Origin of the sequence: Streptomyces sp. NPDC090083, from assembly GCF_044747445.1 — a bacterium.
Lineage (GTDB): Bacteria > Actinomycetota > Actinomycetes > Streptomycetales > Streptomycetaceae > Streptomyces.
Map to the genome: position 1 here is coordinate 91,284 of NZ_JBIVED010000002.1, position 21,114 is coordinate 112,397.

General features: G+C 70.3%; 18 protein-coding genes and 1 pseudogene. 15 read left to right on the forward strand and 4 right to left on the reverse strand.

Annotated elements, in window-relative coordinates:
• Positions 1-112 precede the first annotated feature (112 nt).
• Complete coding sequence (locus ACIPTO_RS06195; RefSeq protein ID WP_401189806.1) at positions 113-1,696, forward strand: glycosyl hydrolase; 1,584 nt, start codon at positions 113-115, stop codon at positions 1,694-1,696.
• A gap of 19 nt (positions 1,697-1,715) precedes the next feature.
• Here the strand turns inward: ACIPTO_RS06195 and ACIPTO_RS06200 are convergent, their stop codons facing one another.
• Complete coding sequence (locus ACIPTO_RS06200) at positions 1,716-4,730, reverse strand: AfsR/SARP family transcriptional regulator (RefSeq protein ID WP_401189808.1); 3,015 nt, start codon at positions 4,728-4,730, stop codon at positions 1,716-1,718.
• 190 nt (positions 4,731-4,920) lie between these two features.
• On the opposite strand from ACIPTO_RS06200, the gene ACIPTO_RS06205 reads away from it, so the two are divergent.
• Positions 4,921-6,513 carry a hypothetical protein gene (locus ACIPTO_RS06205; RefSeq protein WP_401189810.1) on the forward strand — a complete coding sequence of 531 codons (1,593 nt, stop codon included), beginning with the start codon at positions 4,921-4,923 and terminating at the stop codon, positions 6,511-6,513.
• Positions 6,514-6,530: 17 nt separating this feature from the next.
• On the opposite strand, the gene dtd is transcribed toward ACIPTO_RS06205, so the two are convergent.
• On the reverse strand, positions 6,531-6,956 hold the full coding sequence (dtd, locus tag ACIPTO_RS06210; RefSeq protein ID WP_366323869.1) for a D-aminoacyl-tRNA deacylase: 426 nt from the start codon (positions 6,954-6,956) through the stop codon (positions 6,531-6,533).
• A 160-nt stretch (positions 6,957-7,116) separates the two neighbouring features.
• Here dtd and ACIPTO_RS06215 point away from each other — a divergent pair, with 160 nt between their 5' ends.
• The 4 genes and pseudogenes from ACIPTO_RS06215 to ACIPTO_RS06230 all read left to right on the forward strand — a co-directional run bounded on the left by ACIPTO_RS06215 (position 7,117) and on the right by ACIPTO_RS06230 (position 11,262).
• Complete coding sequence (locus ACIPTO_RS06215) at positions 7,117-7,719, forward strand: aerial mycelium formation protein (protein ID WP_366323871.1); 603 nt, start codon at positions 7,117-7,119, stop codon at positions 7,717-7,719.
• Positions 7,720-7,749: 30 nt separating this feature from the next.
• A complete protein-coding gene (locus ACIPTO_RS06220; RefSeq protein WP_401189812.1) occupies positions 7,750-8,709 on the forward strand; it encodes an asparaginase in 960 nt (319 codons plus the stop codon).
• Between the two features lie 117 nt (positions 8,710-8,826).
• Positions 8,827-10,091 (forward strand): annotated as a pseudogene (locus tag ACIPTO_RS06225) (GNAT family N-acetyltransferase).
• 256 nt (positions 10,092-10,347) lie between these two features.
• Positions 10,348-11,262, forward strand: coding sequence for a winged helix-turn-helix domain-containing protein (locus ACIPTO_RS06230; RefSeq protein ID WP_401189814.1), 915 nt, complete (start codon positions 10,348-10,350; stop codon positions 11,260-11,262).
• A 15-nt stretch (positions 11,263-11,277) separates the two neighbouring features.
• On the opposite strand, the gene ACIPTO_RS06235 is transcribed toward ACIPTO_RS06230, so the two are convergent.
• The gene (locus ACIPTO_RS06235; protein ID WP_366323879.1) at positions 11,278-11,466 is read right to left on the reverse strand and encodes a hypothetical protein; all 189 of its coding nucleotides are present in this window, start codon (positions 11,464-11,466) and stop codon (positions 11,278-11,280) included.
• A gap of 166 nt (positions 11,467-11,632) precedes the next feature.
• Between ACIPTO_RS06235 and ACIPTO_RS06240 the strand changes: the two genes are divergently transcribed.
• The 5 genes from ACIPTO_RS06240 to ACIPTO_RS06260 all read left to right on the forward strand — a co-directional run bounded on the left by ACIPTO_RS06240 (position 11,633) and on the right by ACIPTO_RS06260 (position 17,585).
• Positions 11,633-12,514, forward strand: coding sequence for a GntR family transcriptional regulator (locus ACIPTO_RS06240; protein WP_401189816.1), 882 nt, complete (start codon positions 11,633-11,635; stop codon positions 12,512-12,514).
• Positions 12,514-13,251 (forward strand): HAD family hydrolase, encoded by a 738-nt coding sequence (locus ACIPTO_RS06245; protein ID WP_401189818.1) that lies wholly within the window; start codon positions 12,514-12,516, stop codon positions 13,249-13,251. Before ACIPTO_RS06240 ends, ACIPTO_RS06245 begins: the two co-directional genes overlap by 1 nt.
• A 105-nt stretch (positions 13,252-13,356) precedes the next feature.
• A complete protein-coding gene (locus ACIPTO_RS06250) occupies positions 13,357-14,277 on the forward strand; it encodes a GntR family transcriptional regulator (RefSeq protein ID WP_401189819.1) in 921 nt (306 codons plus the stop codon).
• A 185-nt stretch (positions 14,278-14,462) separates the two neighbouring features.
• On the forward strand, positions 14,463-16,664 hold the full coding sequence (locus tag ACIPTO_RS06255) for a phosphotransferase (RefSeq protein ID WP_401189821.1): 2,202 nt from the start codon (positions 14,463-14,465) through the stop codon (positions 16,662-16,664).
• A gap of 69 nt (positions 16,665-16,733) precedes the next feature.
• Positions 16,734-17,585, forward strand: coding sequence for a hypothetical protein (locus ACIPTO_RS06260; protein WP_401189823.1), 852 nt, complete (start codon positions 16,734-16,736; stop codon positions 17,583-17,585).
• Positions 17,586-17,669: 84 nt separating this feature from the next.
• On the opposite strand, the gene ACIPTO_RS06265 is transcribed toward ACIPTO_RS06260, so the two are convergent.
• Positions 17,670-18,524 (reverse strand): nitroreductase/quinone reductase family protein, encoded by an 855-nt coding sequence (locus ACIPTO_RS06265; protein ID WP_401189825.1) that lies wholly within the window; start codon positions 18,522-18,524, stop codon positions 17,670-17,672.
• Between the two features lie 175 nt (positions 18,525-18,699).
• On the opposite strand from ACIPTO_RS06265, the gene ACIPTO_RS06270 reads away from it, so the two are divergent.
• The 4 genes from ACIPTO_RS06270 to ACIPTO_RS06285 are packed head-to-tail and all read left to right on the forward strand — an operon-like array spanning position 18,700 to position 21,113.
• Positions 18,700-19,323, forward strand: coding sequence for an RraA family protein (locus tag ACIPTO_RS06270; protein WP_401189827.1), 624 nt, complete (start codon positions 18,700-18,702; stop codon positions 19,321-19,323).
• Positions 19,324-19,373: 50 nt separating this feature from the next.
• Positions 19,374-19,838, forward strand: a complete 465-nt coding sequence (locus tag ACIPTO_RS06275) for a GNAT family N-acetyltransferase (protein ID WP_401189828.1) — start codon at positions 19,374-19,376, stop codon at positions 19,836-19,838.
• A gap of 55 nt (positions 19,839-19,893) precedes the next feature.
• Positions 19,894-20,337 carry a hypothetical protein gene (locus ACIPTO_RS06280; RefSeq protein WP_401189830.1) on the forward strand — a complete coding sequence of 148 codons (444 nt, stop codon included), beginning with the start codon at positions 19,894-19,896 and terminating at the stop codon, positions 20,335-20,337.
• Positions 20,334-21,113 carry an SDR family oxidoreductase gene (locus tag ACIPTO_RS06285; RefSeq protein WP_401189832.1) on the forward strand — a complete coding sequence of 260 codons (780 nt, stop codon included), beginning with the start codon at positions 20,334-20,336 and terminating at the stop codon, positions 21,111-21,113. Before ACIPTO_RS06280 ends, ACIPTO_RS06285 begins: the two co-directional genes overlap by 4 nt.
• Position 21,114 lies beyond the last annotated feature (1 nt).

Below are 21,114 nucleotides of genomic sequence, written 5' to 3' on the forward strand. Positions count from 1 at the left end.
ACCATCCCTCCCTCCGATCCGTCGTGCCACCGGCGGCGACCACTGATCGTCGCCGCCCTCGGATCCGGTATCCCCGCCCCCCAGCGCGCAAGCCAACGGAGAGGCACGCTCTATGCGCAGACGCACATCACTCCTCCTCGCCCTGCTCCTGGTGATCGTCGGTGTGACAGGCACCGCCGTGGCCATCGAGACCCACCGGTCCGGCGGCACGGCCATCGACGGGACGCCGGCCGCGGACGTCGCCGACCACACCATCACCCTGCAGAACCGCACCGACGCCCGGATCTGGGTCGGCAGCGAGGTCAACGCCGACGGTTCGGCCGCGCTCACCGGACTGCCGACGCTGGACCCCGGCCAGTCCGCCACGATCAGCATCCCTGAGCACGAGGGCGCCGGGCACTGGCGCGGCACCCTCTTCGCCCGCCAGGGGTGCGGCGGCGACGACGGGAGCACGTTCCACTGCGCCGTCGGCGACTGCGGACCCTACGCCGACCACTGCTCCCTCGGCCAACAGCCCACCGGGCTCGCCGAGTTCAACTTCGACCCGGCCGACTCCCTGGCCCCCTGGTACGACGTCAGCTACGTCGACGCCGTCGCCGCGCCCGTCACCATCACCCCGAACGACGTGACGCCTCCCGCGAGCGGCGAGTGCGCGGTCGCCGGCTGTGCCGAGGACCTGCTGTCCGCCTGCCCGGCCGACAACCTGACCAGGGACTCGGCGGGCACGCCCCTGGTGTGCACCAACCCGAACCGGGACGCGAAGACCCCGTACAGCGACATGATCAACCAGAAGTGCCCGACGGCGTACGCCTGGTCGAAGCAGGACGCCGAGCCGGGCAACAAGGTCATGTACCAGTGCACCAAGTGCAGCGGCCTGACCGTCGCCTTCGGGACCGGCGCCACCGCCCCGGCCGACCCCGCCACCACCCAGCCCGCCCCGGTCACGGAGCACGCCGTCACCGCCGCCCCGCTCCGCAAGGGCGTCAGCCTCAACCCCGTCGACGGTGCCTCCCAGGCGCTCGCCGACTCGGGCGCCTCCTGGTACTTCAACTGGGCCTCCTCCACCGGCGCGGTCACCAGGCCGGACGGCGTCGACTACGTCCCGATGATCTGGGGCCCCGGCTCCGTCACCGACGCCGAACTGGCCGCCGCCACCCAGGGCGGCACCAAGGAACTCCTCGGCTTCAACGAGCCCGACAACGGCGGGCAGGCGAACATGACGCCCGAGCAGGCCCTCGACCTGTGGCCGCGGCTGGAGGCCACGGGCCTGCGCCTGGGCGCACCCGCGGTCGCCGCCGGCGCCGATGTGGACGGCGGCTGGCTCGACCGCTTCATGAAGGGAGCCGCCGACCGCAACCTGCGCGTCGACTTCATCCCGGTGCACTGGTACGGCTCCGACTTCGGCCCGGACGCCGCGAACCAGCTGCGCGGCTATCTGCAGGCGGTCTGGGACCGCTACCACAAGCCGATCTGGCTGACCGAGTACGGGCTGATCGACTTCTCCGGGCCGACTCCCCGCTACCCCAGCGAGCAGGAGCAGACCGCCTTCATCACGTCGTCGACGCAGATGCTGGACAGCCTGGACTTCGTGGAGCGCTACGCGTGGTTCACGCTCTCCACCCAGACCAGTCCGACCGGTCTCTACGACGGTACGACCGCCAACGCCAGCGGCCGTGTCTACCACGACGCGAGCTGACCCGGGGGCTGAATCCCTGTCACCTCTCCTCCGCCGTAGGGGTGTCGTCCGGCCGTGTCCCCGCTTCCGCCGGGGCCGCGGCCGGGTCGTGATCGTCCTTCATCCGGCCGAGGCGCTCGCGTATCTTCGCGGCGTCCTGGTGGTCGAACTCCACGAAGATCGCCAGGGCCTGCCGCCAGCTGTCGCGGGCGGCTTCCGGTTCGTCGGCGGCCAGTTGGGCGTCGCCCAGGTTGCCCAGCGTGTGGCCCTCCCCCCACCGGTTGCCGACGTCCCTGTGCGTCTTGAGGGCCTCGTGGTAGTAGCCGACGGCGTCGTCGTAGCGATGGAGGCGGCGGTGGACCGTACCGAGGATGTCGAGGGTGACGCCCTCGACCCAGCGGTTGTCGTGGGTGCGCATGATGTCCAGCGCCTGCTCCAGACAGCCGACGGCCTCGTCGAACCGGCCGAGCCGCTGGTAGACGTCGCCGAGGTTGGACAGGCAGATCCCCACTCCCCAGACGCTCCCGACGACCCGTTCGACGGCCAGGCCCCGGCGGATGTACTCGACCGCCTTGTCGAGCCGGCCGGACTGCAGATACGTATCTCCTAGGTTGGTCACAGCCGAACCCCGGGCGTCCGCGTCCCCGAGGTCGCGGTAGGCGATCATCGCCCGGCGGAAGTGGTCGGCGGCCTCGTCCAGCCGGCCCGAGTTCCGCAGCGCCGCGGCCAGGTCCGCGAGAGCCTGCGCCTCGCCCCAGCGGTCGTCGTCCGAACGGGCGGCGGCCAGCCCCGCCCGGGTGATGTCGACCCAGTCGTGCGTATGGCTGCGCAGGTAGAAGAACCCCCACAGGACGGCGGGCAGCCGCCACGTGAGGCCCGGTCGGCCGGAGCCGGCCGCCTGGTGGACCGCGGCGACCAGGTTGGCCCGCTCGGTCTCGCACCAGTCCAGGGCCTGGTCGCGGGTCGTGAACTCCAGGGGCCGGCATGCGGCGGGCAGCGGTTCGAGGGGAATCCGGCGGCGCTGCGGGGTGATGTGCGGGTAGGCGGCGTCGGCGGTGTGCAGATACCAGGCGAGCAGCTGTCCCACGGCCCGCTCCCGCTCCGGGGGCGTCTCCTCGGCGTGGACGCGTTCGGCGGCGTAGACGCGCAGCAGGTCGTGCAGGGTGTAGCGGCCCGGGAAGTGTTCGGTGAGCAGGTTGGCGCGGGTCAGCTCGACGAGCAGCCCCCTGGCCTCCCGCACGGGCAGCCCGGCGAGGGCCGCCGCGGCGGGCGCGGAGATGTCGGGTCCGGACTGCAGGCCCAGCAGCCGGAACAGGCGCGCGGCCGGCGGGGACACCGCCTTGTACGACCAGGAGAAGACGGCCCGTACGTCGGTGGTGATGTCGTCGCCCGAGGCGAAGGCGTCGAGGCTGCCGTGGCTGTCGCGCAGTTCCTCGGCGATGGCACTGAGCGGGAAGTCGGGGTGGGCGACGGCATGGGCGGCGACGATGGCCAGCGCCAGCGGCAGCCGCGCGCACCGGGTGATGATCTCCTCCGTCGCCCGCGGTTCCGCCGCCGGCCGGTCGGCGCCGAGCCGGCCCGTCAGGACGGCGTGTGCCTCGGCGGACGACAGCTGGCCCAGGGGCAGCGGATGCGCCCCTTCGCCGACGACCAGGCCGGTGAGCTGGTTGCGGCTGGTGACGATGACCAGGCAGCCGGAGGAGCCGGGCAGCAGCGGGCGGACCTGGTCGGTGTCGCGGGCGTTGTCGAGCAGCACCAGCATCCGCCGCTGGGCGAGCATGCTGCGGTAGAGCGCGGTCTGCGCGTCGAGGCCGGCGGGTATCCGCGGCGGCGGGACGCCGAGCGCGCCGAGGAAGATACGGATGGCCTCGTCCGGTGTCACGAGCGAGCCGGTCGGATCGAAGCCGCGGAGATTGACGTAGAGCTGTCCGTCGGGGAAGAGGTCGCTCATCTCGTGCGCCCAGTGAACGGCCAGGGTGGTCTTGCCGATGCCGGCCATCCCGCCGATCGAACTGATCAGCACGCTGCTCGGTGGATCGTCCCGCTCGGACAACAGGGCGCGGGCCCGGTCGAGTTCGGCGCTCCGGCCGACGAACGCGGCCAGATCGGCGGGCAGTTGTGCGGGCCGGGCCGCGTGTACGACGGCGGGGGCGGCGGGTGAGACGGGGTCGGCGGTGGAGGAGAGGGACGAGAGGGAGGCCGGGGCGGCCGGGGCGGCCGGTGGCTGCGGAGAGGCCTGCACCGGCTGTCCCGGCGGCCAGACGTCCAGGGTCTCGTCGGCCGCCAGTATGCGGTCGTGCAGGTCCCGCAGCGGCGCACCGGGTTCGATGCCCAGCTCGGCCACCAGGGTGCGGCGCGTGGCGCGGTAGGCGGCCAGTGCCTCGGCCTGTCTGCCGGACCGGTAGAGCGCCAGCATGAGCAGTCGGCACAACTGTTCCCGCAGCGGGTGCTTGCCGGTCAGCGTGATCAGTTCGGCGACCACCTCGCCGTGGCGTCCGCGTTCCACCTCGATGTCCAGCCAGGTCTCCAGCGTGGCCAGCCGCTCCTCGCCGAGCCGGGCGCCCTCGGACCCGGCCAGCGGGCCGGGAAGTCCGGCCAGGGCCGCACCCTGCCAGCCGTCGAGCGCCGCGCGCAGCAGCTCCGCGGCGGCGGCCAGTTCCCCGGCGGCGCGCAACGTCCGCGCCCTGGTGACCCGTTGCTCGAACACGGTGAGATCAAGGCCGTCCTCCGGCAGCCGGATCAGGTACCCGTCCCCGACCGACACGACCACCCGCCGGTTCCCGGCCGCCTCCCCGCCCGCCTCTCCGCTCGGCTCGATCACCTTGCGCAGCCGCGACACATACGTCCGGAGGACGGACACGGCGGCCACGGGATGCTCCTCGCCCCAGACCGCGTCGAGGAGTTCGGCGAGGCCCACGGCGCGTCCCCGCCGCAGCAGCAGTGCCGCCAGGACGGCCCGCTGCTGTGGCGAGCCCAGGTCCAGTTCCTGTTCACCGCGCCAGGCCCGAACCGGCCCCAGGACGGCGAAACGTACGGAAGGTTCGTAGCCGCTCATCCCTCGGACTGTACTCAACGGCCTTTGTCACGAGTGCGGTTGACGAAAAGTCATCCCACGCCTCGGACAGCGCTGTCCCGTTGCCACTGGATTGAACCGTTCCGGTACGGCGCCCGTTGCGTCACCCGGAGACCGTCATGCCGTACCCGGCCGGAGCGATGCGGCCGGGCAGCGTCAGAAAGGAAGAGCCATGAGCCGGGGTGAAGAGGACGAGGCGGACGCACCGAGCACGGGGGACGAGCACGCCGGGCCGGAGGAACCGCTGGACCTCAGCAAGCCGGAGAGCGCCGGGGAGCCGCCCGCGCCGCCGGCCCGCCACGCGGTGGTCATCTCCGGCGACGGCTCCGCCGCCATCGACGGCGAACCCGTACCGGTCGCGGAGGGCGAGTCGGTCGACGCCGCCATCCTCGACAGACTCCAGGCCTACGCACGTGATCTGGACGCCCATGTGACGGCGACCATCTCCGACCCCTCCGCCGGGTACGTGGCGTTCGTCGAGGTCGCCCCCGACGGTTCGAGCAGCCTTCTGGAGCAGCAGGAGGAGCCGCAGGCACAGCTGGAGGACCGGGAACCGTCGCTCGCGCCCGCGGAAGCCGTCGGTCCCGGCATGGCCGGTCTCGACGGCGCCGATGCCTTCGACAGCGGCGAGGACGACGACGGCGACGACGACGGGGAAGAGGACGGCGAGGAGGACGCCGACGAGGGTCTGGATCAGGACCTGGACGACGACCTGGACGAGGACGAGGACCTGGACGAAAGCCTCGACGGGGGCTTCGACGTCGAGGCGTACTCGCGGGAGCAGCAGGGACGACTCACCGGGCCGCCTCCGCCCCCGCCCCCGGCCACTCCCGTCGTCCGCCTCGGTCCGAAGGCCGCCGCGGGCAGCGGAAGGCGTCAGTCGGACGACGAGTACAAGTCGCCCGGTCTGCTCCACAAGCCTCTGGTCGTCGGGCCGGTGGCCATCGGTGTGGCCGCGCTCGTCATCGTTCCGCTGGTGATCCTGGGCAGCAGCGCACCGGACAAGACGGAGCGGCAGAAGCAGACCGCCCGTTCGAGCAGCACGACGGGGAGTCCGCTGGCCGAGGACACGACGTCGGCCACCTCCCCGCCGCCGAGTTCCCTGCCCAGCGGGACGACCGCCTCACCGTCGGACGGGCCGAAGGCCTCGGGGAGCGCGAAGGCCCCCAAGAAGGGAGGCGGCTCGGGAGGAACCGGAGGAGCGGGAGGCCCGGGCGGAATCACCGTCACGGTGACCGCGAAGCCGCCGCGGGCCACCGTCACCGCGAAGCCCGCGCAGGACACCGCCGCCACCGCGGTGAAGCGGCTCCACCAGAACGACCCGTCCGGGCGGCACATCTGCTACCGCGCCTACCTCTCCGGGCAGGGCTGGCAGAAGCCCGTGTGCGACGGCACGCTCGCCGGGACGACGAGCGGGACCCATCCGATCCAGGCCCTCAACATCGCGGTGTACGGCGGCGACGGCTCGGCCGCGAACGCCTTCGTCCACGACGCCAAGTCGACCAACGGCCAGGGCAAGTGGGAACCGCAGTGGACGGCCGTGATCGGCGACGGCAAGAACAACTACATCGGCAGCACGAAGTCGGGCGCCCCCTACATGACGGGCTTCGCCATCAACATCGGCAGCGGCCAGATCTGCCGCTCGGCCAAGGTCCACGGCTACGACTGGGGCAGCTCGGACTGCACCCAGCCGCGCCCCGGCTACATCTTCGGCGGCGCGCTGGAGAACACGCGCTGGCTGGAGGCGGTCAAGCTCTGGGTGTGACGCGCCGAGCGGAGGCTCTAGAGATCCACGACCACCGTGAACGGGCCGTCGTTCGTGAGGGAGACGCGCATCTGGGCGCCGAAGCGGCCCGTGGCCACGGTGGCGCCCAGTGAACGCAGTTGGGCCACGACCTCGTCGACGAGCGGTTCCGCGATGTCGCCGGGGGCGGCGGCGTTCCAGGTGGGCCTGCGGCCCTTGCGGGCGTCGCCGTAGAGCGTGAACTGGCTGATGACCAGGAGCGGGGCGTCGATGTCGCTGCACGACCTCTCGTCGTGCAGCATGCGGATCGACCAGAGTTTGCGGGCCAGTTGGGCCGCCTTCTCCTTGGTGTCGTCGTGCGTGACGCCGACGAGGACGCACAGCCCCTCGCCGTCGATCGCCCCGACGGTCTCGCCGTCCACGACGACGCTCGCGCCGTCCACCCGCTGCACCACTGCTCGCATGGGCACCATGATGCCGTGCGGCCGGGAACCACTCACAGCGGGCCTATTTTTGATCCTTAACCCCCCATCTGGGGCCGTTCGGGGGCACTCAGTCACATAGCGGCCACTTGGGGTGGCACGATGCTGTCCACACGCCGGTCGAGGGGACGGGTTGAGGCACATGACCACACCGAGTACCGGGCAGCCCCCCGGGCCTGTCCCGCTGATCCGCGCGGGAGGACCGGCCGGACGCCGTCCGCCCGTGCAGCGCGTCGACAGCCCGCTGCTGCCCGCCGATCCGCCCACGCCCGACCTGCCCGTCCTGCGGCTCCCGGAGCTGCGGGCGCTGCGCCGTGACGCGCAGCGCGACGAGGCCGACCTGAGCTACGTGCGCCGGCTTCTCCAGGGCCGTATCGACATCCTGCGCGCCGAACTGGCCCGGCGGTCCCCGGCGGGTGCGGCCTCCGTCGTCGACCGGCTGTCGGAGATCCTCGCGGACGCGCCCGCCCGGCACCGTTCCTCCGCCCGGCACGTGACGCTCGGCACCCCGCACAGCGAGGAGTACCGGCTGCTCGCCGCCGAGATGCTCGCCGAGGTCGAACTCTCCGACCTGGAGGCCCGTACCGACCTCGAACTGACCACCGCGATGGGGCGCCTCGTCCGCTACGAGCAGCAGGTGTCCCGGCGCCGTCAGGTCCTCCAGCACACGGCCGACGGCTGCAGCGCGGAGATCGCCCGCAGGTACCGTGAGGGAGAGGCACAGGTGGACGACCTGCTGACGTGAGGGGCTCGTGTGACGGCCGACCCGTATGACATGTCATCCCCGCCGATGCCGGCGCCGGTGTCCGTGCCGGTTCTGGCGGAGGTGGTCCGCTCCGGCTTCGTGGAGAGCCGGCACCGCGGCAGCCTGGTGATCCTGGCGGCGGACGGTTCCGTGGAACGGGCCCTGGGTGACGTGACGACCCCCGTCTTCCCCCGCTCCTCCAACAAGCCGATGCAGGCGGCGGCCGTACTGCGCGCAGGCCTCGACCTGTCCGGGGAACGCCTCGCCATCGCGGCGGCGAGCCACTCCGGTGAACTCCTCCACCGTGATCTGGTACGCCGACTGCTCGCCGAACACGGCCTGGACGCCGGGCAGTTGCGGTGTCCGCCGGATCTTCCGCTGGACCCTGTCGAGCAGGAGACGTATCTGGCGTCGGGTGGGGTGCGCGACCGGATCGCCATGAACTGCTCCGGCAAGCACACGGCGATGCTGGCGGCCTCCGCGCTGCGGGGCTGGCCGCTGTCGTCGTACACGGATCCGGATCACCCGCTGCAGAAACTTGTCCACAGGGTTGTGGAAGAAATGTCGGGGGAGCGGGTGGCGGCGGTGGGCACGGACGGCTGCGGCGCCCCGCTGATGGCCATCACGCTGACCGGTCTCGCTCGCGCGTACCGCTCGTTCGTCCTCGCGGAGCCCGGTTCGGCGGAACGGCGGGTCGCCGACGCGATGCGGGCGCATCCCGAGTACGTCGCCGGGACCCGGCGCCCCGACACGTTCCTGATGCGTGCCGTGCCCGGTGCCCTGTCGAAGATGGGGGCGGAGGGGGTCCAGGCGGTCGCGCTGCCGGACGGCCGCGCGCTGGCGTTCAAGGTGGAGGACGGAGCGGGACGGGTCCTGGGCCCGGTGCTCAGACGGGCGCTGGACACCCTGGACGTACCGACGCAGGCGCTGGGGCGCTCGCCGGTCCTGGGCGGAGGCCGTGAGGTGGGCGAGATCCGAGCGGTGTTCTGACCGGTGTCATCAGGCAGCCCGTCCGGCGTTTGAGGACGAGGCCTTTCGGGGCCGAGGGGGGGCGGGGGGCGGAACAAATCCCGGCACCCCCCACCCACCCCGACCTACCGTGCATCCATGACCCGCCACGACCCGCCACTCACCGTCCGCCCCATCACCCGCCCCGAGATCCCCGACTGGATCCGCGCCCTGAACACGGCTTCCTCCGCACCCCGGACGTCGGCGAAGAGGAGATCGCGGACCGCAGCACCTACATCGACCCGTCCCGCACCCTCGCCGCCTTCGACAACGGCCGCTGCGTGGCGACCTTCCGCTCCTTCCCGCAGGAACTGACCGCCGTGGGCGGCACCCCCGTCCCCGCCGACGCCATCTCGAACGTCACGGTCACCTCCACCCACCGCCGCCGGGGCCTGCTCACCCGCATGATGAACCACGACCTCGCCGCCGCGAAGGAGCGCGGCGACGTCGTGGCCACCCTGATCGCCGCCGAGTACCGGATCTACGGCCGCTACGGCTTCGGCCCCGCCACCACCGCGACGACGTGGCGGATCGACGTCACGAGGGCAGGCCTGGACCCCCGCTGGTCCGCCCCGGAGAACGGCGGCCGTATCGATCTGGTGGACGGCGCGGACGTCCGCAAGCTCGGCCCCGAGCTGCACGAACAGCTCCGCCGCGTCCGGCCCGGCGTCATCAACCGCGACGACCGCTGGTGGCAGGTCGCCACCGGTGCCCTGCGCCTGACCCGCTCCCCGGAGTGGGCGGAGCCGTTCTACGCCGTCTACCGGTCGGCGGACGGCGAGGTGGAGGGCCTGGCCGCGTACGTCTGCGACGACACGTGGACGGATGCCAAGCAGCCGCGGGACACGGCCACGGTGAAGGGGCTGATCGCGACCACCCCGGCCGCCGAACGCGCCCTGTGGCACCACATCTGCTCCATCGACTGGGTGACGCGGGTGACGTCGGACCAGCGGGCGCCCGACGACCTGCTTCCCCTTCTCCTGCCGGACCCGCGCGCGGCCACGATCACGACCCAGGCGGACTGGCTGTGGGTGCGCGTCCTGGATGTCGTACGGGCCATGGAGGCGCGGTCGTACGAGGGGGAGGGCGCGTTGGTGTTCGAGGTGGTCGACGGTGCCGGACTGGCCGGCGGGCGTTACCGGCTGGAGGCGTCGGCGGCGCGCGGGGTCTCGTGCGCGCCGACCACCGAGAGCGCCGAACTGACGCTGGATGTAAGGGAGTTGGGTTCTCTGTGGCTCGGGGACGAGTCCGCGGTGCGGCTCGCGGCGCTGGGGCGGGTCCGGGAAGAACGAGCGGGCGCCGCCCGTGTGGCCGACGCCCTGCTGCGTACGTCCGGGCGGCCATGGTGCCCGGACATCTTCTGAACCTGGACGAACCTTCGAACCTGAACGAACCTTCCTCCGACGCCGGTTGATGGACGGGACTCATCCGTAGCTGTTCGGTTGTGGTTGTTGTGCGGTGGTGCAGGCTGACCGGGCTCTCGGCTCCCCTCCAGGAGAGAGACCCGGTCGGCCAAGTTGGCTAAGTTGGCGACCAACTCACTTCTGGTTATCTCCGCTTGGAAGCGTCTCATAACCACCTTTCGCTGAACTGCCCAAAGATGGCGGGAAGTTGTAGGGTTTGGTCGTGGACCCGGAACACGCCACCGCCAATGGACGGTCGAGGTCACCACGGCCACAGTGGTCACACCGCGAGCTGGCCGACGAACTGCGCACCCGGATCAGGTCCGGTGTACTGCGGCCCGGCCAGCGCATGCCCACCCAGGCCAAGCTGGCGGACGAGTTCGGCGTCGAGCGCGGGGCCGTACGACAGGCACTGCGCATCCTGCAGTCCGAGCGTCTGCTCACCAATGTGACCAAGGGCAGCCCGGCGACCGTCGCTCCCGGCCTCGGCACGGCTCCGACCGGGCCCGGAGCCCCGCCGCAGCCCACGATGGTGGGCCTCGCGCCGCGCATCGCGGAGGCCTTCGCGCAGCCGCACGTCGAGATCGAGGCCCTGTGCCTGACGGCCGTCTCGCTCACCCTCGCCATCGGCGAACCGCTCCGCCAGATCCACGCCGGACGGCTGAAACCGGCCAAGGTCGACGTCCGCGTGCTGCTGCCGAGCAGCGACATCGAGCTCGCCTTCCCGTCCCGGGTGGACGCCCCGGCGGACGGCCTGCTGCAACGGCGCTGGCTCGCCCAACGCAACGCCCAGGGGCAGGTGTTGAAGCACAACCTGCTCGCGCTGCGCGCGACGCACGGCATCGATGTGCACATCACGTTCCGCGCGCTCCCCTTCACCCCACCGGTGAAGCTCTACCTGCTCAACGGCACGGAGGCGCTGTTCGCCTACTACACGCTGTTCCAGCGGGAGGCGGAGATCGGTCACGAGCAGGTGGAGATGTACGACGCGGAGGGCACCCGGTCCATGCTGTTCGCCTTCGACCAGGGTGCGGGTCTGCGGGACACGACGTTCGTGGAACAGTCGCATCTGTGGTTCAACGCGCTGTGGGAGACGATCAGTTCGGAGCTGACGCTCATGCCCCCGAGCTGACCGCCTCCGCGTGGTTCACAGAGCCGGTCCGGTGACCAGCAGGGCCAGGACCACGGCCCCGACGGAGCTGATGGCCGGGCTCTTGGCCTTGATGCCGATGGAGAGCAGCAGAAGGCCGATGATCCCGGTGGCGCCGTACTTCCACTGGACGATCTGCTCGAAGCCGACGACGAAGACGGCGGAGAGGAGGGCGATGGCAGGCACGGTGGTTCCCCCTTCGGGCTGCGGAAGCAAAACTTCCACCAACTTGAGTCAACTCGGAGAAGTTGGCAGCCAACTCTGCTTAAGTTGTTCCCGATTGGCACCTACTCACACCTACTTACAATCAGGTTCCAAACAACTCCCCATAGATGGGGCAGAGTTATACCGTTTGGTCGTGACCCAGGAGAACGTGGCAGTGAATGGCAGCAGAAGCTTCTCGCCCCAGGAGATCGCCGACGCCCTGCGCGACCGCATCCGCACCGGCGACCTCAAGGCCGGCGACCGCCTGCCCACCCAGGCCGACCTGGCGGAGGAGTTCGGGGTCGAACGAGGCGCCGTACGCCAGGCGTTGAGGCTTCTCCAGGAAGCGGGCCTGCTGACCAACGTCAGCAAGGGGAGCCCGCCGCGGATCGCGGAGCCGCCGGCGCCGACCCACGGTGAACCCCAGCCGACGATGGTCGGCCTGGCACCACGGCTGACCGCGGCGTTCTCGGCACCGGACGTCCGGATAGACGTGGTGTGCCACACCGCCGAGACCCTGATGGTGGCCATCGGCGAACCCCTCCGCCAGATCCACGAGGGCCGGCTGCGCCCCGAGTCGATCGAGGTCCGCATCCTCGTCCCCTCCAGGGAGATCACCCTCGCCTTCCCCGTCCCGGTCGACGGCGGCGACGGCGACAGCCCGGTCCACCAGCGCTGGCTGGCCATGCGCAACGCCCAGGGCCAGGTGCTCCAGCACAATCTGCTGGCCCTGCGCGCCACGCACGGCATGGACGTCAAGGTCACCTTCCGCGCGCTCCCCTTCACCCCGCCCGTGAAGCTGTACCTCCTCAACGAACAGGAAGCGCTGCTCGGTTACTACCTGCTGACGCGACGGGAGGAGGAGTACGGCAGCCAGACCCTGGACATGTACGACGCCCTCGGCTCCAAGTCCCTCCTCTTCTCCTTCCAGCGGCAGTCCGGCGAGCGGGACGCGGCGTTCGTGGAGCAGTCCCAGCTGTGGTTCGACGCCCTCTGGGAAACCATCACCACGGACCTGACACTCTCCTAGTGACTTCTGATGCAGCGCAGACTGAACAGGTGACAGTAGAGACAGAGAATCTGCGAGAACTGATCACCAGGGCCCGCAACGTCCTGTTCGACTTCGACGGCCCGATCTGCCGGCTGTTCGCGGGGCACAAGGCGGAGCGCGTGGCGGGCGAACTGGTCGAGTGGCTCGAAGGGCGGGGACTGCACGGGCTGTTGACGAAGCGGGAACGCGACTCCCTGGACCCGCACATGGTGCTGCGCGCCGTGGACCGCCGGCATCCGGGCAGCGACCTGGTCGCCGAACTTGAGGAACGCCTCACCCAGGAGGAACTGCGCGCCACGACCTCGGCGATGCCCACGGCGTACGCCGACCCGCTGGTCCGCACCTGGTCGGCGGTGGGCTCACGGCTGGCCATCGCCACCAACAACTCCCCCCGGGTGGTACGCACTTACCTGACCGGCCGCGGCCTCCTGCCCTGCTTCACCCCGCACGTCTACGGCCGCACCCAGGACCTCCAGCTCCTCAAGCCCGACCCGCACTGTCTCAACCGCGCACTGAACGGCCTGGGCGCCGCACCGTCGGCCACCCTGATGATCGGCGACACCCCCACGGACTTCGAGGCCGCGGAACGGGCCGGCGTGCTGTTCCTCGGCTACGCGCGTAACGACCGCAAGGAAAAACTGCTACGAGACGCGGGAGCCGAACACGTCGTCGACTCCCTGCACGCGGTACTGCGGATCCTGCTGGATCAGGCTTGACTCCCAGGCAACCGGTCCAATCGGACTGCTTGCCGTGACTCGGATGCGGCCTGATGCTTGATCTCGGAACCTTGAAACGGGATCTGGAGAGTGGGCGGTTGCGGAGTGAGCTCAGGACGTGGTGAAGGCGGCGGCAGGGAGTTCAACGCCCTGCTGGAGGAACTCCGTGTCCGCATCGCCGACGGCCGCTACGCGCTGGGCCAGGTCCTGCCCCCGCAGCGCGAGCTCGCCGACGACTTCGGAGTCTCCCGTGACACGGTCCAGCGGGTGTTGCGCGAGTTGAAGGACGAAGGGTGGATCGAGTCCCGTCAGGGAAGCGGTTCGCGGGTGGTGAAGAGCCCCCTACACTCCGGCAAGGTTCCGCAGGAGGCGCCGCGGCTCCGGGCGGCTCTGGGGCCGTTCATCACGCGGGCGTTCGCGCAGCCGGTCGTACGTCTGGACGTCTTCACCCTCACGTCGGAGAGCCTGGACGCGCATGTCCGTCTCCAGGCCGAGCACATCCGCACCGGCGAGATCGCCATCCCTGAACGCATCGAGCTGCGGATGCTGTTGCCCGCCGAGTCACTCGAACTTCCCTACCCACGCGCCCTGAAGAGCGCAGACACGGCGGAAGTGGCCGAGAGCACCGAGCAATTGGACCGGTTGCAGGAACAGATACAGGATCGGCTGCGAGGCATCACCCGACGGCACACGACATCGCTCCGCGCGGCCCTGCGGAACCTGGAGACGGAGGGACTGGTGCCCTCCGTGTCGGTGGAGGTCAGGAGCATCCCTCTGGTCCCGGCCTTCAAGCTGTACCTCCGCCCCGGCGCCGAGGCGCTGTTCGGCCCCTACGAAGTCGTGGAGCGCTCCATCCTCCTCGACGACGGGACGGAGATGGACGCCCTCGACGTCCTCGGTCTGGGGTCCACCCTGATCCGCCACGTCAACGACGAGGATGATCCCAACTCCACCGGATCCGTGTTCATGGAAAGCATGCAGGCCTGGTTCGACGCCTGTTGGCAGCGGCTCTCGGCAACGTTCTGAAATCCGCGGGCCGTTCGCTCCGGCAGTCGAGTGCGGTGGGTTTAGCGAGGTTGTACCACTCGCTCTAGCGCCAGGCACTACAGTATGCCCACTCTCTCGCGACACATGCGCATCAGTGGCGACGTACTACGTACAGCACTTCAGGAGCGACCTTGGGTGGTCCGCCTAGGCCCGGAACTCCCCCCATGGCCAGGGAAACGAGCGGCGCCTTCGACGAACTCCTGGCCCGGGCCAGGAAGGACGGGGAGTTCAGCCGCGGCCACCACAACCTGAACTACGTCGTGCGACCGCCGGAGTCCGTCGGCGTCCTGTTGCCGGCGCTGCGGGGTCACGACCGCGTCACCGTCCGCAAGAGAATCCACACGGAGCTGCCCGTCGTCATCAGGACATGGCAGGACGAGGCGAGGATTCTCGACGCGCTCCGCGGCGTGCTGCCCCATGTGCCGCAGTGCCTTGCCAGACACGAGGACATGACCGTCCTGAGCTTCGTCCAGGGCGTTCCGCTGTCGACCGTCCACCCCAACGGCAAGCCGGTGGAATCCGATCTGATCTCCGCCCTCGCCGGCCTGCTCGCGGACATGACGCAGGTGCGCAGAAAGGATCTGCCTCCGCTGCCACCCTCCTGGCCTCGGCACAGCCGGGACAGCCGGGCCTTTCTCCGGGCGCTGGCCATGGCCACGGAGGAACAGATCAGGAAGCGCAACTGGCACAAGTTCGGCGGGCTGTTCGCCACCTTGGGCATCCCCGGGGACGCCATGGTGCGGTTCGCCGAGCGGGTCCCCGCGATGATCAGCCGCCCGTTCAGCCTGCTCCACACCGATCTGCACCGCGACAACGTGATCTTCTCGTACGACGGCGCCCCGCCCCTGATCTGCGTCGACTGGGAACTGGCGACCTTCGGCGACCCGGTGCACGACCTCGCCACCCATCTGGTGCGGATGGACTACCCCGCCGAGCAGTGGGCCGAGATGGTGGACGCCTGGCGCGCGGCCATGGAGCTGCGGAGCAGCGAGGCGGTCAAGGGTGCCGAGCGGGACCTGAAGCACTACGTCGACTTCGAACGCGCCCAGTCCGTCTACCCGGACGTGATGCGCGCGGTGACCTCGCTCGGCGACACGTTCGACCAAAGAGAACTGGATGCCGCGACGCGCGAGGTGCGCCGGGCCCTGCTGTTGGCCGAGGCTCCTCTGCGGCTCAAGAGCGTGCCGGACGAGAAATCCATCGAGGGGATCCTCTTCCGGTGGAACGTGTCCAACGGGAAGCAGCACAGCAAGGACAAGCTGCGCATTCCATGGAAGCGGGATCCCAGACTCTCCGAGCACCCGGAGTTCCCGACACGGGCGGTGAGGGACGCTCTGCTCGCGGAGGGCGCCGCTCCCGCGCACCACGTGTTCAAGGGAACGGCTCATCTCAGCACGGCAGTCGAGGTCCAGGACATCGCCCATCCCGTCATGGTGCGGCGCAAGGTGGGCGCGGTGAACCTGCGGGAACGACGGTTCCTCAACGAGCACGCCGTCCTGGGGGCGATCGAGGCATCGGGTGTGGGAGTCCGCGCCCCGAGAGTGCTCGCCCTGGGCACCAGCGGCCCCGATCTGAAGGACCGGTTCACCATCCACTCGTACGAGGGGCCGAAGGGCGAGATCCGGCATCCGGACCATCCCGCCGAAGGCCTGCTGCCGTACGAGGCGGACGATCTCGTCGACCAGCTCTGTGAACTGGCGAGGATCGACTGCGGCGAACTGGGTTCGGACACGCTGGGCCAGGACTTCTACCACGGCCTGCGCCTCGAACTGCTCCGCATGGTGTCCGGACTGCCCAAGGAGACCCTGGCGCTGGCCCGGGAGTTGGGCCTGCCCGCACACATCGGCCGACTGGGCGAGATCCTCGACCGTCACATGCTGACCCCGCGCCGGTCCGTGCTCCTGCACGGTGACCTCAACCCGTGGAACCTGGTGCGCCGGGAGGACGGCACCGGGCTGACCCTCATCGACTGGGAAATGGCGATGGTGGGCGACCCCCTCTACGACCTGGTCCGGCACATGCATCTGACCCCGACCCTCCCGGACATCCGCGAGCGCCTGTTCGCACGCTGGGCCAGGAAGATGCCGGAGGCGTGCACCAAGGGCTGGCGCGAGGACTGGCGGGTGTACCGCTGGATCGAGTACGTGCGCTCCGCCTATGTGGACCTCGACCGACTGGTGACCGGAGACAGTCTCGACGCTCCCAACGTCCGCCGGGCGGTGGACACCTACGCGATGACCCTGAAAACGGCGACCGCGTCGCTCGGCCTCAACGCGCGGTCGACGGCCAACCCCTACCTTGCCTTCGCGCTGCCTCCGTCCGACCATGGACGGGTGTGGACGAACGAGCACCCCGCACACATGTGAGGCACGGCTCTGCGTTGTGCGATGGGGGAGGGGCTTGTGATGTCCGGAGGCGGGTTACCCGAGAGCAGCTTGGGCGACCGCCTCAAGCGGGTCCAGGACCGGTACCAGCCGACGATCACCCGTCTCCTGCTGCTCTTCGTCTTCGTCGTCGGACTGGTCGCTCAGTTCGTGAAGCCGGTAGGTGACGCCCTCCAGGGCAAGGTCTTCCTCGGCAGCGCGTTCCTGAGCGTGGTGGCCTATCTGCTCTACGACAAGATCAACGACCTCGACACGTCGCTCCGGCTGCCGTCCCGGGCCCAGGTGAAGTCCCGGGAGCTGGGCACGTTCGTGACCGAGGCCTTCCGCGTCAGGGAGGTGGAGATCAGCTTCCTCGGCTACACCGGCGAGACGCTCTACAACGAGCTCTACCACCGGCTGGAGGGCCTGGCCGACGATCCCGGTCCGACCCGGCAGGTGGTGGTCAGATTCCTGGTCCCGGACTTCCGTGCCCCCATGACCGTGCCCTCCCGGGTGGGCACGGACGGCGGCCCCGTCGACGACGTGGAGTTCCGCGAGCGACTGGAGCTCAAGTGCAAGGAGTTCGACCAGCGACTGTCGGCCATCGCGCGGCGGCTGACCACGGCAGGGCGGGTGAGGGCCACGTGCGAGTATCGCTTCTACCCGGGCATACCGCGCGACAAGATCTGCATCTTCAACCGGGAGCTGGTCCTGCACGGTCTCTACGACGTGTCCGCCCGCACCATGGGATTCAGCCCGGAAGCCGACTACTACGACCCTCAGGGATATCGCACCGACCTCAACATCTGGTCGTGGGAGGACACCGACGACGTCAAGGCGGTTGTCGCGACCTGGAACAAGCACTTCGAAGGCCTGTGGGCATTGGCCGCGAAGCCGGCCTGGCACAGAGGCACCGCCGCCTGAACCCACGCCACCGTCCGGGACGCGTGGGCGCCCCGGACATGTGACGTCATCCTGTGGCCCGGCCGCTCCCGAGGGGAGCCGACCTCAGGGAGCGGCGTCGAACAGCGGAATCAACTCCTGCTCCTCATACGTGAGATGGGCCTCCAGTGCCGTCGTCAGGCGGTTCACCTCGGTGCGGGTCGTCGCCGGGTCCGTGGGGGTGGTGAGGGTCTCGCGCAGGGCGTCCACCAGGGTCGCTATCTGTTCGTGTTCCTCGCGCAGGCGGGTCAGGGCCGTGGTGGCGCCGGGGTGACGTTCGGTGATGAGCGGGAAGAGGACGGTGTCCTCGCCGGTGTGGTGGTTGTGGAGGCCCTGGCAGAACGTGAGGCAGTTGACGCGGAGTTGGGCGCCCAGGGTCGAGGGTTCCGTACCGGTGTCCGCGCCCTTGTTCAACTCACCTCGTATCAGCGCGAGTTCGTGGCGGAACGCGTCATGCACCACCTTGACGGCCTCGCCGAAGGAGGTCGCGTTGATGGTGCCCGGACCGCCCTGCGCCAGGCTGTGCAGGGCGACGACCGGGATGACCCGTTCGGTCTTCTCCTGGTAGGCCGCCCAGCCCGGGTCCGCCTCCACGGCGCGGGCGAAGACCTCGTCGCGCTCCTCGCCGGTGAGGACGACGGCTTCCGCGTCGTAGGTGAACACACCGCTCTCGACGGTGACGTGAGGGTGGGCGACGAGATTGCGGAACCAGTCGGGATGCCGGTCGGAACCGGCCGCCGAGGCGATGACGAGAACCCGGTCCCCGTCGGGGAGGTAGCCGACGGGGGTGGTGTGGGGATTGCCGGTGCGGGCGCCGGTGGTGGTGAGGAGAAGGAGCCGGGCGCCTTCGAAGTACCCGCTCATACGGCCCTTGTTGGCGCGGAACTCGTCGATGATCGGCTGGTTGAAGTCATGGGGCATCGGGTGGTGGACTCTTCTCTCTGTCGCTGCGCGGTGATGGGGTGACTCGACTTCGACGCAGTGACAGACGGCGGGCCCCTGGCCCGCCACGGCCTCACTCGGAGGCCGGGTACCCGACTCGCTCACGGCACAGGGCCGACCCGGCAGTCATGGGGGTGACGGTAGCGTCCGGCCTATGACTGACGCCAGCGAATTCCAGGACGTCCCCACGACCACCCTCGCCGATCTGCTGGGCCGCGCGCAGGTGCTGGACCTCGGCATCCGGTCGCTGTGGACGCCAGCACCGCGTCTCGCCGGACCGGCCTTCACCGTGCGGTGCCCTCCCGGCGACAACCTCATGCTGCACGCCGCGATCCACCGCGCCGAGCCGGGTTCGGTCGTCGTCGTGGAGTCGGGTGACCTTCAGTACGCCCTCGCCGGCGGCAACGTGTGCGCCGTGGCGCAGCGGCGCGGGATCGCCGGGTTCGTCGTCGACGGGGTGATCCGGGACGTGGGGGAGGTGCGGGGGGCGGGGTTCCCCGTGTTCGGGCGGGGCGTCGTACCGATCCCGGGGGTCAAGAAGGCCGTACTCCCGCTGAACGAGCGGGTGCGGTGCGGGGGAGTCGACGTCGACCCCGGGGATGTCGTGGTGGCCGACGAGGACGGGGTCGTGGTCGTCCCGGGTGCGCGGCGGGCGGAGGTGCTCGCGGTGGCGCGGGAACGATTGGCCAAGGAGGCGGCCGAGAGCCTCGACACATGGGAGACGGCACACCGGGCCCGGGTCGACGAGTTGTTGCGCGCGGGCGGGTTCCAGGGGTGACCCGGGGGTGCGGGGCGGAAGGTGGCCGGGGATCAGCAGGTGGGGTGGGTGTGGCTGACTGGGTGTTGCGGGGTGCGTCGGCGGGGGACGTCGAGGTCGTCGCGGAGTTGCGGGCCGTGGTGTTGCGCGGTGATCTGGAGAGGGTCGGGCGGTACGACCCGGAGCGGGTCCGGCAGCGGTTGCGGGACGGGTTCGTGGCGGGGCACACCTGGGTGATCGAGGTGGGCGGGGAGTTCGCCGGGTGCGTGGCGCTGCGCGCGGACGCGGAGGGGCGTTGCCACTGGCTGGAGCATTTCTATCTGGATGCTCGGCTCCAGGGTCGGGGGATCGGGTCCGGGGTGCTGGGGGAGCTGCTGGAGCGGTGCGACCGCGACGGGGTGCGTGCGGTGCGGCTGAACGTGCTGCGGGGGAGTCCGGCCGGGCGGCTGTACGAGCGGTTCGGGTTCGTCGTCGAGGCCGAGGACGCGGTGGACGTCTTCATGGTGCGGGAGCGGATGCGGGAAGCCGGTGGCTGACCTGCTGCTTCGGGTGCCGCCGTGACATTCGTGGGGGCTGTGTCGTCGTACGGGTATGAACACAGGAATCCGGTACGTCAGCCTCGGCCTGCTGGCCTTGGTCGGTCTGTACACAGGGCTGTGGGCCTACTTCTCGCCGTCGGGGTGGTACAGGGACTTCCCCGGGTTCGGGCTGAAGTGGCTGCCCCAGCTGGGCCCCTACAACGAGCACCTCGTCAAGGACGCGGGGTCCATGTTCCTCGCGCTGGCCTGTCTCGCGGTCGTCGCGGCGCGGCAGGTGCGGAACACCCGCCTGGTGCAGACGACGGGAGCGGTGTGGCTCGTCTTCAACGTGCTGCACTTCAGCTATCACGTGCAGCATCTCGGCATGTACGGGACGCGTGACCAGGTGCTGAACGTGGTGGTCCTGTCCTTGCTGACGCTGCTGTCGGCTGTGTTGTTGGTGCCGGTGCCGGCCTCGGCGTCGGCGCGGTCCGAGCGGGAAGGCGATGAGCGATGAAGGTGGCGGTGGCGGGCGGTACCGGGCTGGTCGGACGGTACGTCGTCGAGGAGTTGACCGCGGCCGGGCATGCACCGGTGGTGCTCAGCCGGTCCCGGGGTGTCGACCTCGTCACGGGCGGCGCGGGGCTCGATGCCGCGCTGGACGGGGTGGACGCCGTCGTCGACGTGAGCAACGTGACGACCACCGGCGCGCGGACGTCGGTCGCGTTCTTCGACGCGGTCGGGCGGAATCTGCTCGACGCGGAGGCGCGGGCCGGCGTACGGCATCACGTGGTGCTGTCGATCGTCGGCATCGACCGGGTCGGGCTCGGCTACTACCAGGGCAAGCTCCGTCAGGAGGAGGTGGTGCGGGGCGGGTCGGTGCCGTGGTCGGTGCTGCGCGCCACGCAGTTCCACGAGTTCGCCGGACAGACCCTCGAACGGGTGCCGAAGCCCTTCGCGGTGGTGCCCCGGATGCGGACCCAGCCGGTCGCCGCGCGGGAGGTCGCGCAGCACCTGGTGAGGCTGGCGAGCGGGCCCGCCCAGGGCATGGCCCCTGATCTCGCCGGGCCGCGTGTCGAGCAACTCGTCGACATGGTGCGGCAGTTGCTGCGGGCTCGCGGGGAGCGGCGGGTGGTCGTGCCGGTGCGGATGCCGGGGGCGGTGGGAGCCGCGATGACGGGGGACGGGCAGCTGCCGCTCGACGACAGAGGGCCCCGGGGCGCGGAGACGTTCGGCGAGTGGCTCGCCCGGCATGTGGTGCGGGGCGGTCCGTCGTCGGTACGGGGAGGATGAT

Bases quoted from the DNA above. Each gene is read 5' to 3' on its own strand.
- ACIPTO_RS06195 (WP_401189806.1), top strand. From the start codon at position 113: ATGCGCAGACGCACATCACTCCTCCTCGCCCTGCTCCTGGTGATCGTC.
- ACIPTO_RS06270 (WP_401189827.1), top strand. From the start codon at position 18,700: ATGACTGACGCCAGCGAATTCCAGGACGTCCCCACGACCACCCTCGCC.
- ACIPTO_RS06215 (WP_366323871.1), top strand. From the start codon at position 7,117: ATGACCACACCGAGTACCGGGCAGCCCCCCGGGCCTGTCCCGCTGATC.
- ACIPTO_RS06205 (WP_401189810.1), top strand. From the start codon at position 4,921: ATGAGCCGGGGTGAAGAGGACGAGGCGGACGCACCGAGCACGGGGGAC.
- ACIPTO_RS06220 (WP_401189812.1), top strand. From the start codon at position 7,750: ATGTCATCCCCGCCGATGCCGGCGCCGGTGTCCGTGCCGGTTCTGGCG.
- ACIPTO_RS06265 (WP_401189825.1), bottom strand. From the start codon at position 18,524: ATGCCCCATGACTTCAACCAGCCGATCATCGACGAGTTCCGCGCCAAC.
- ACIPTO_RS06200 (WP_401189808.1), bottom strand. From the start codon at position 4,730: ATGAGCGGCTACGAACCTTCCGTACGTTTCGCCGTCCTGGGGCCGGTT.
- dtd (WP_366323869.1), bottom strand. From the start codon at position 6,956: ATGCGAGCAGTGGTGCAGCGGGTGGACGGCGCGAGCGTCGTCGTGGAC.
- ACIPTO_RS06255 (WP_401189821.1), top strand. From the start codon at position 14,463: ATGGCCAGGGAAACGAGCGGCGCCTTCGACGAACTCCTGGCCCGGGCC.
- ACIPTO_RS06280 (WP_401189830.1), top strand. From the start codon at position 19,894: ATGAACACAGGAATCCGGTACGTCAGCCTCGGCCTGCTGGCCTTGGTC.
- ACIPTO_RS06285 (WP_401189832.1), top strand. From the start codon at position 20,334: ATGAAGGTGGCGGTGGCGGGCGGTACCGGGCTGGTCGGACGGTACGTC.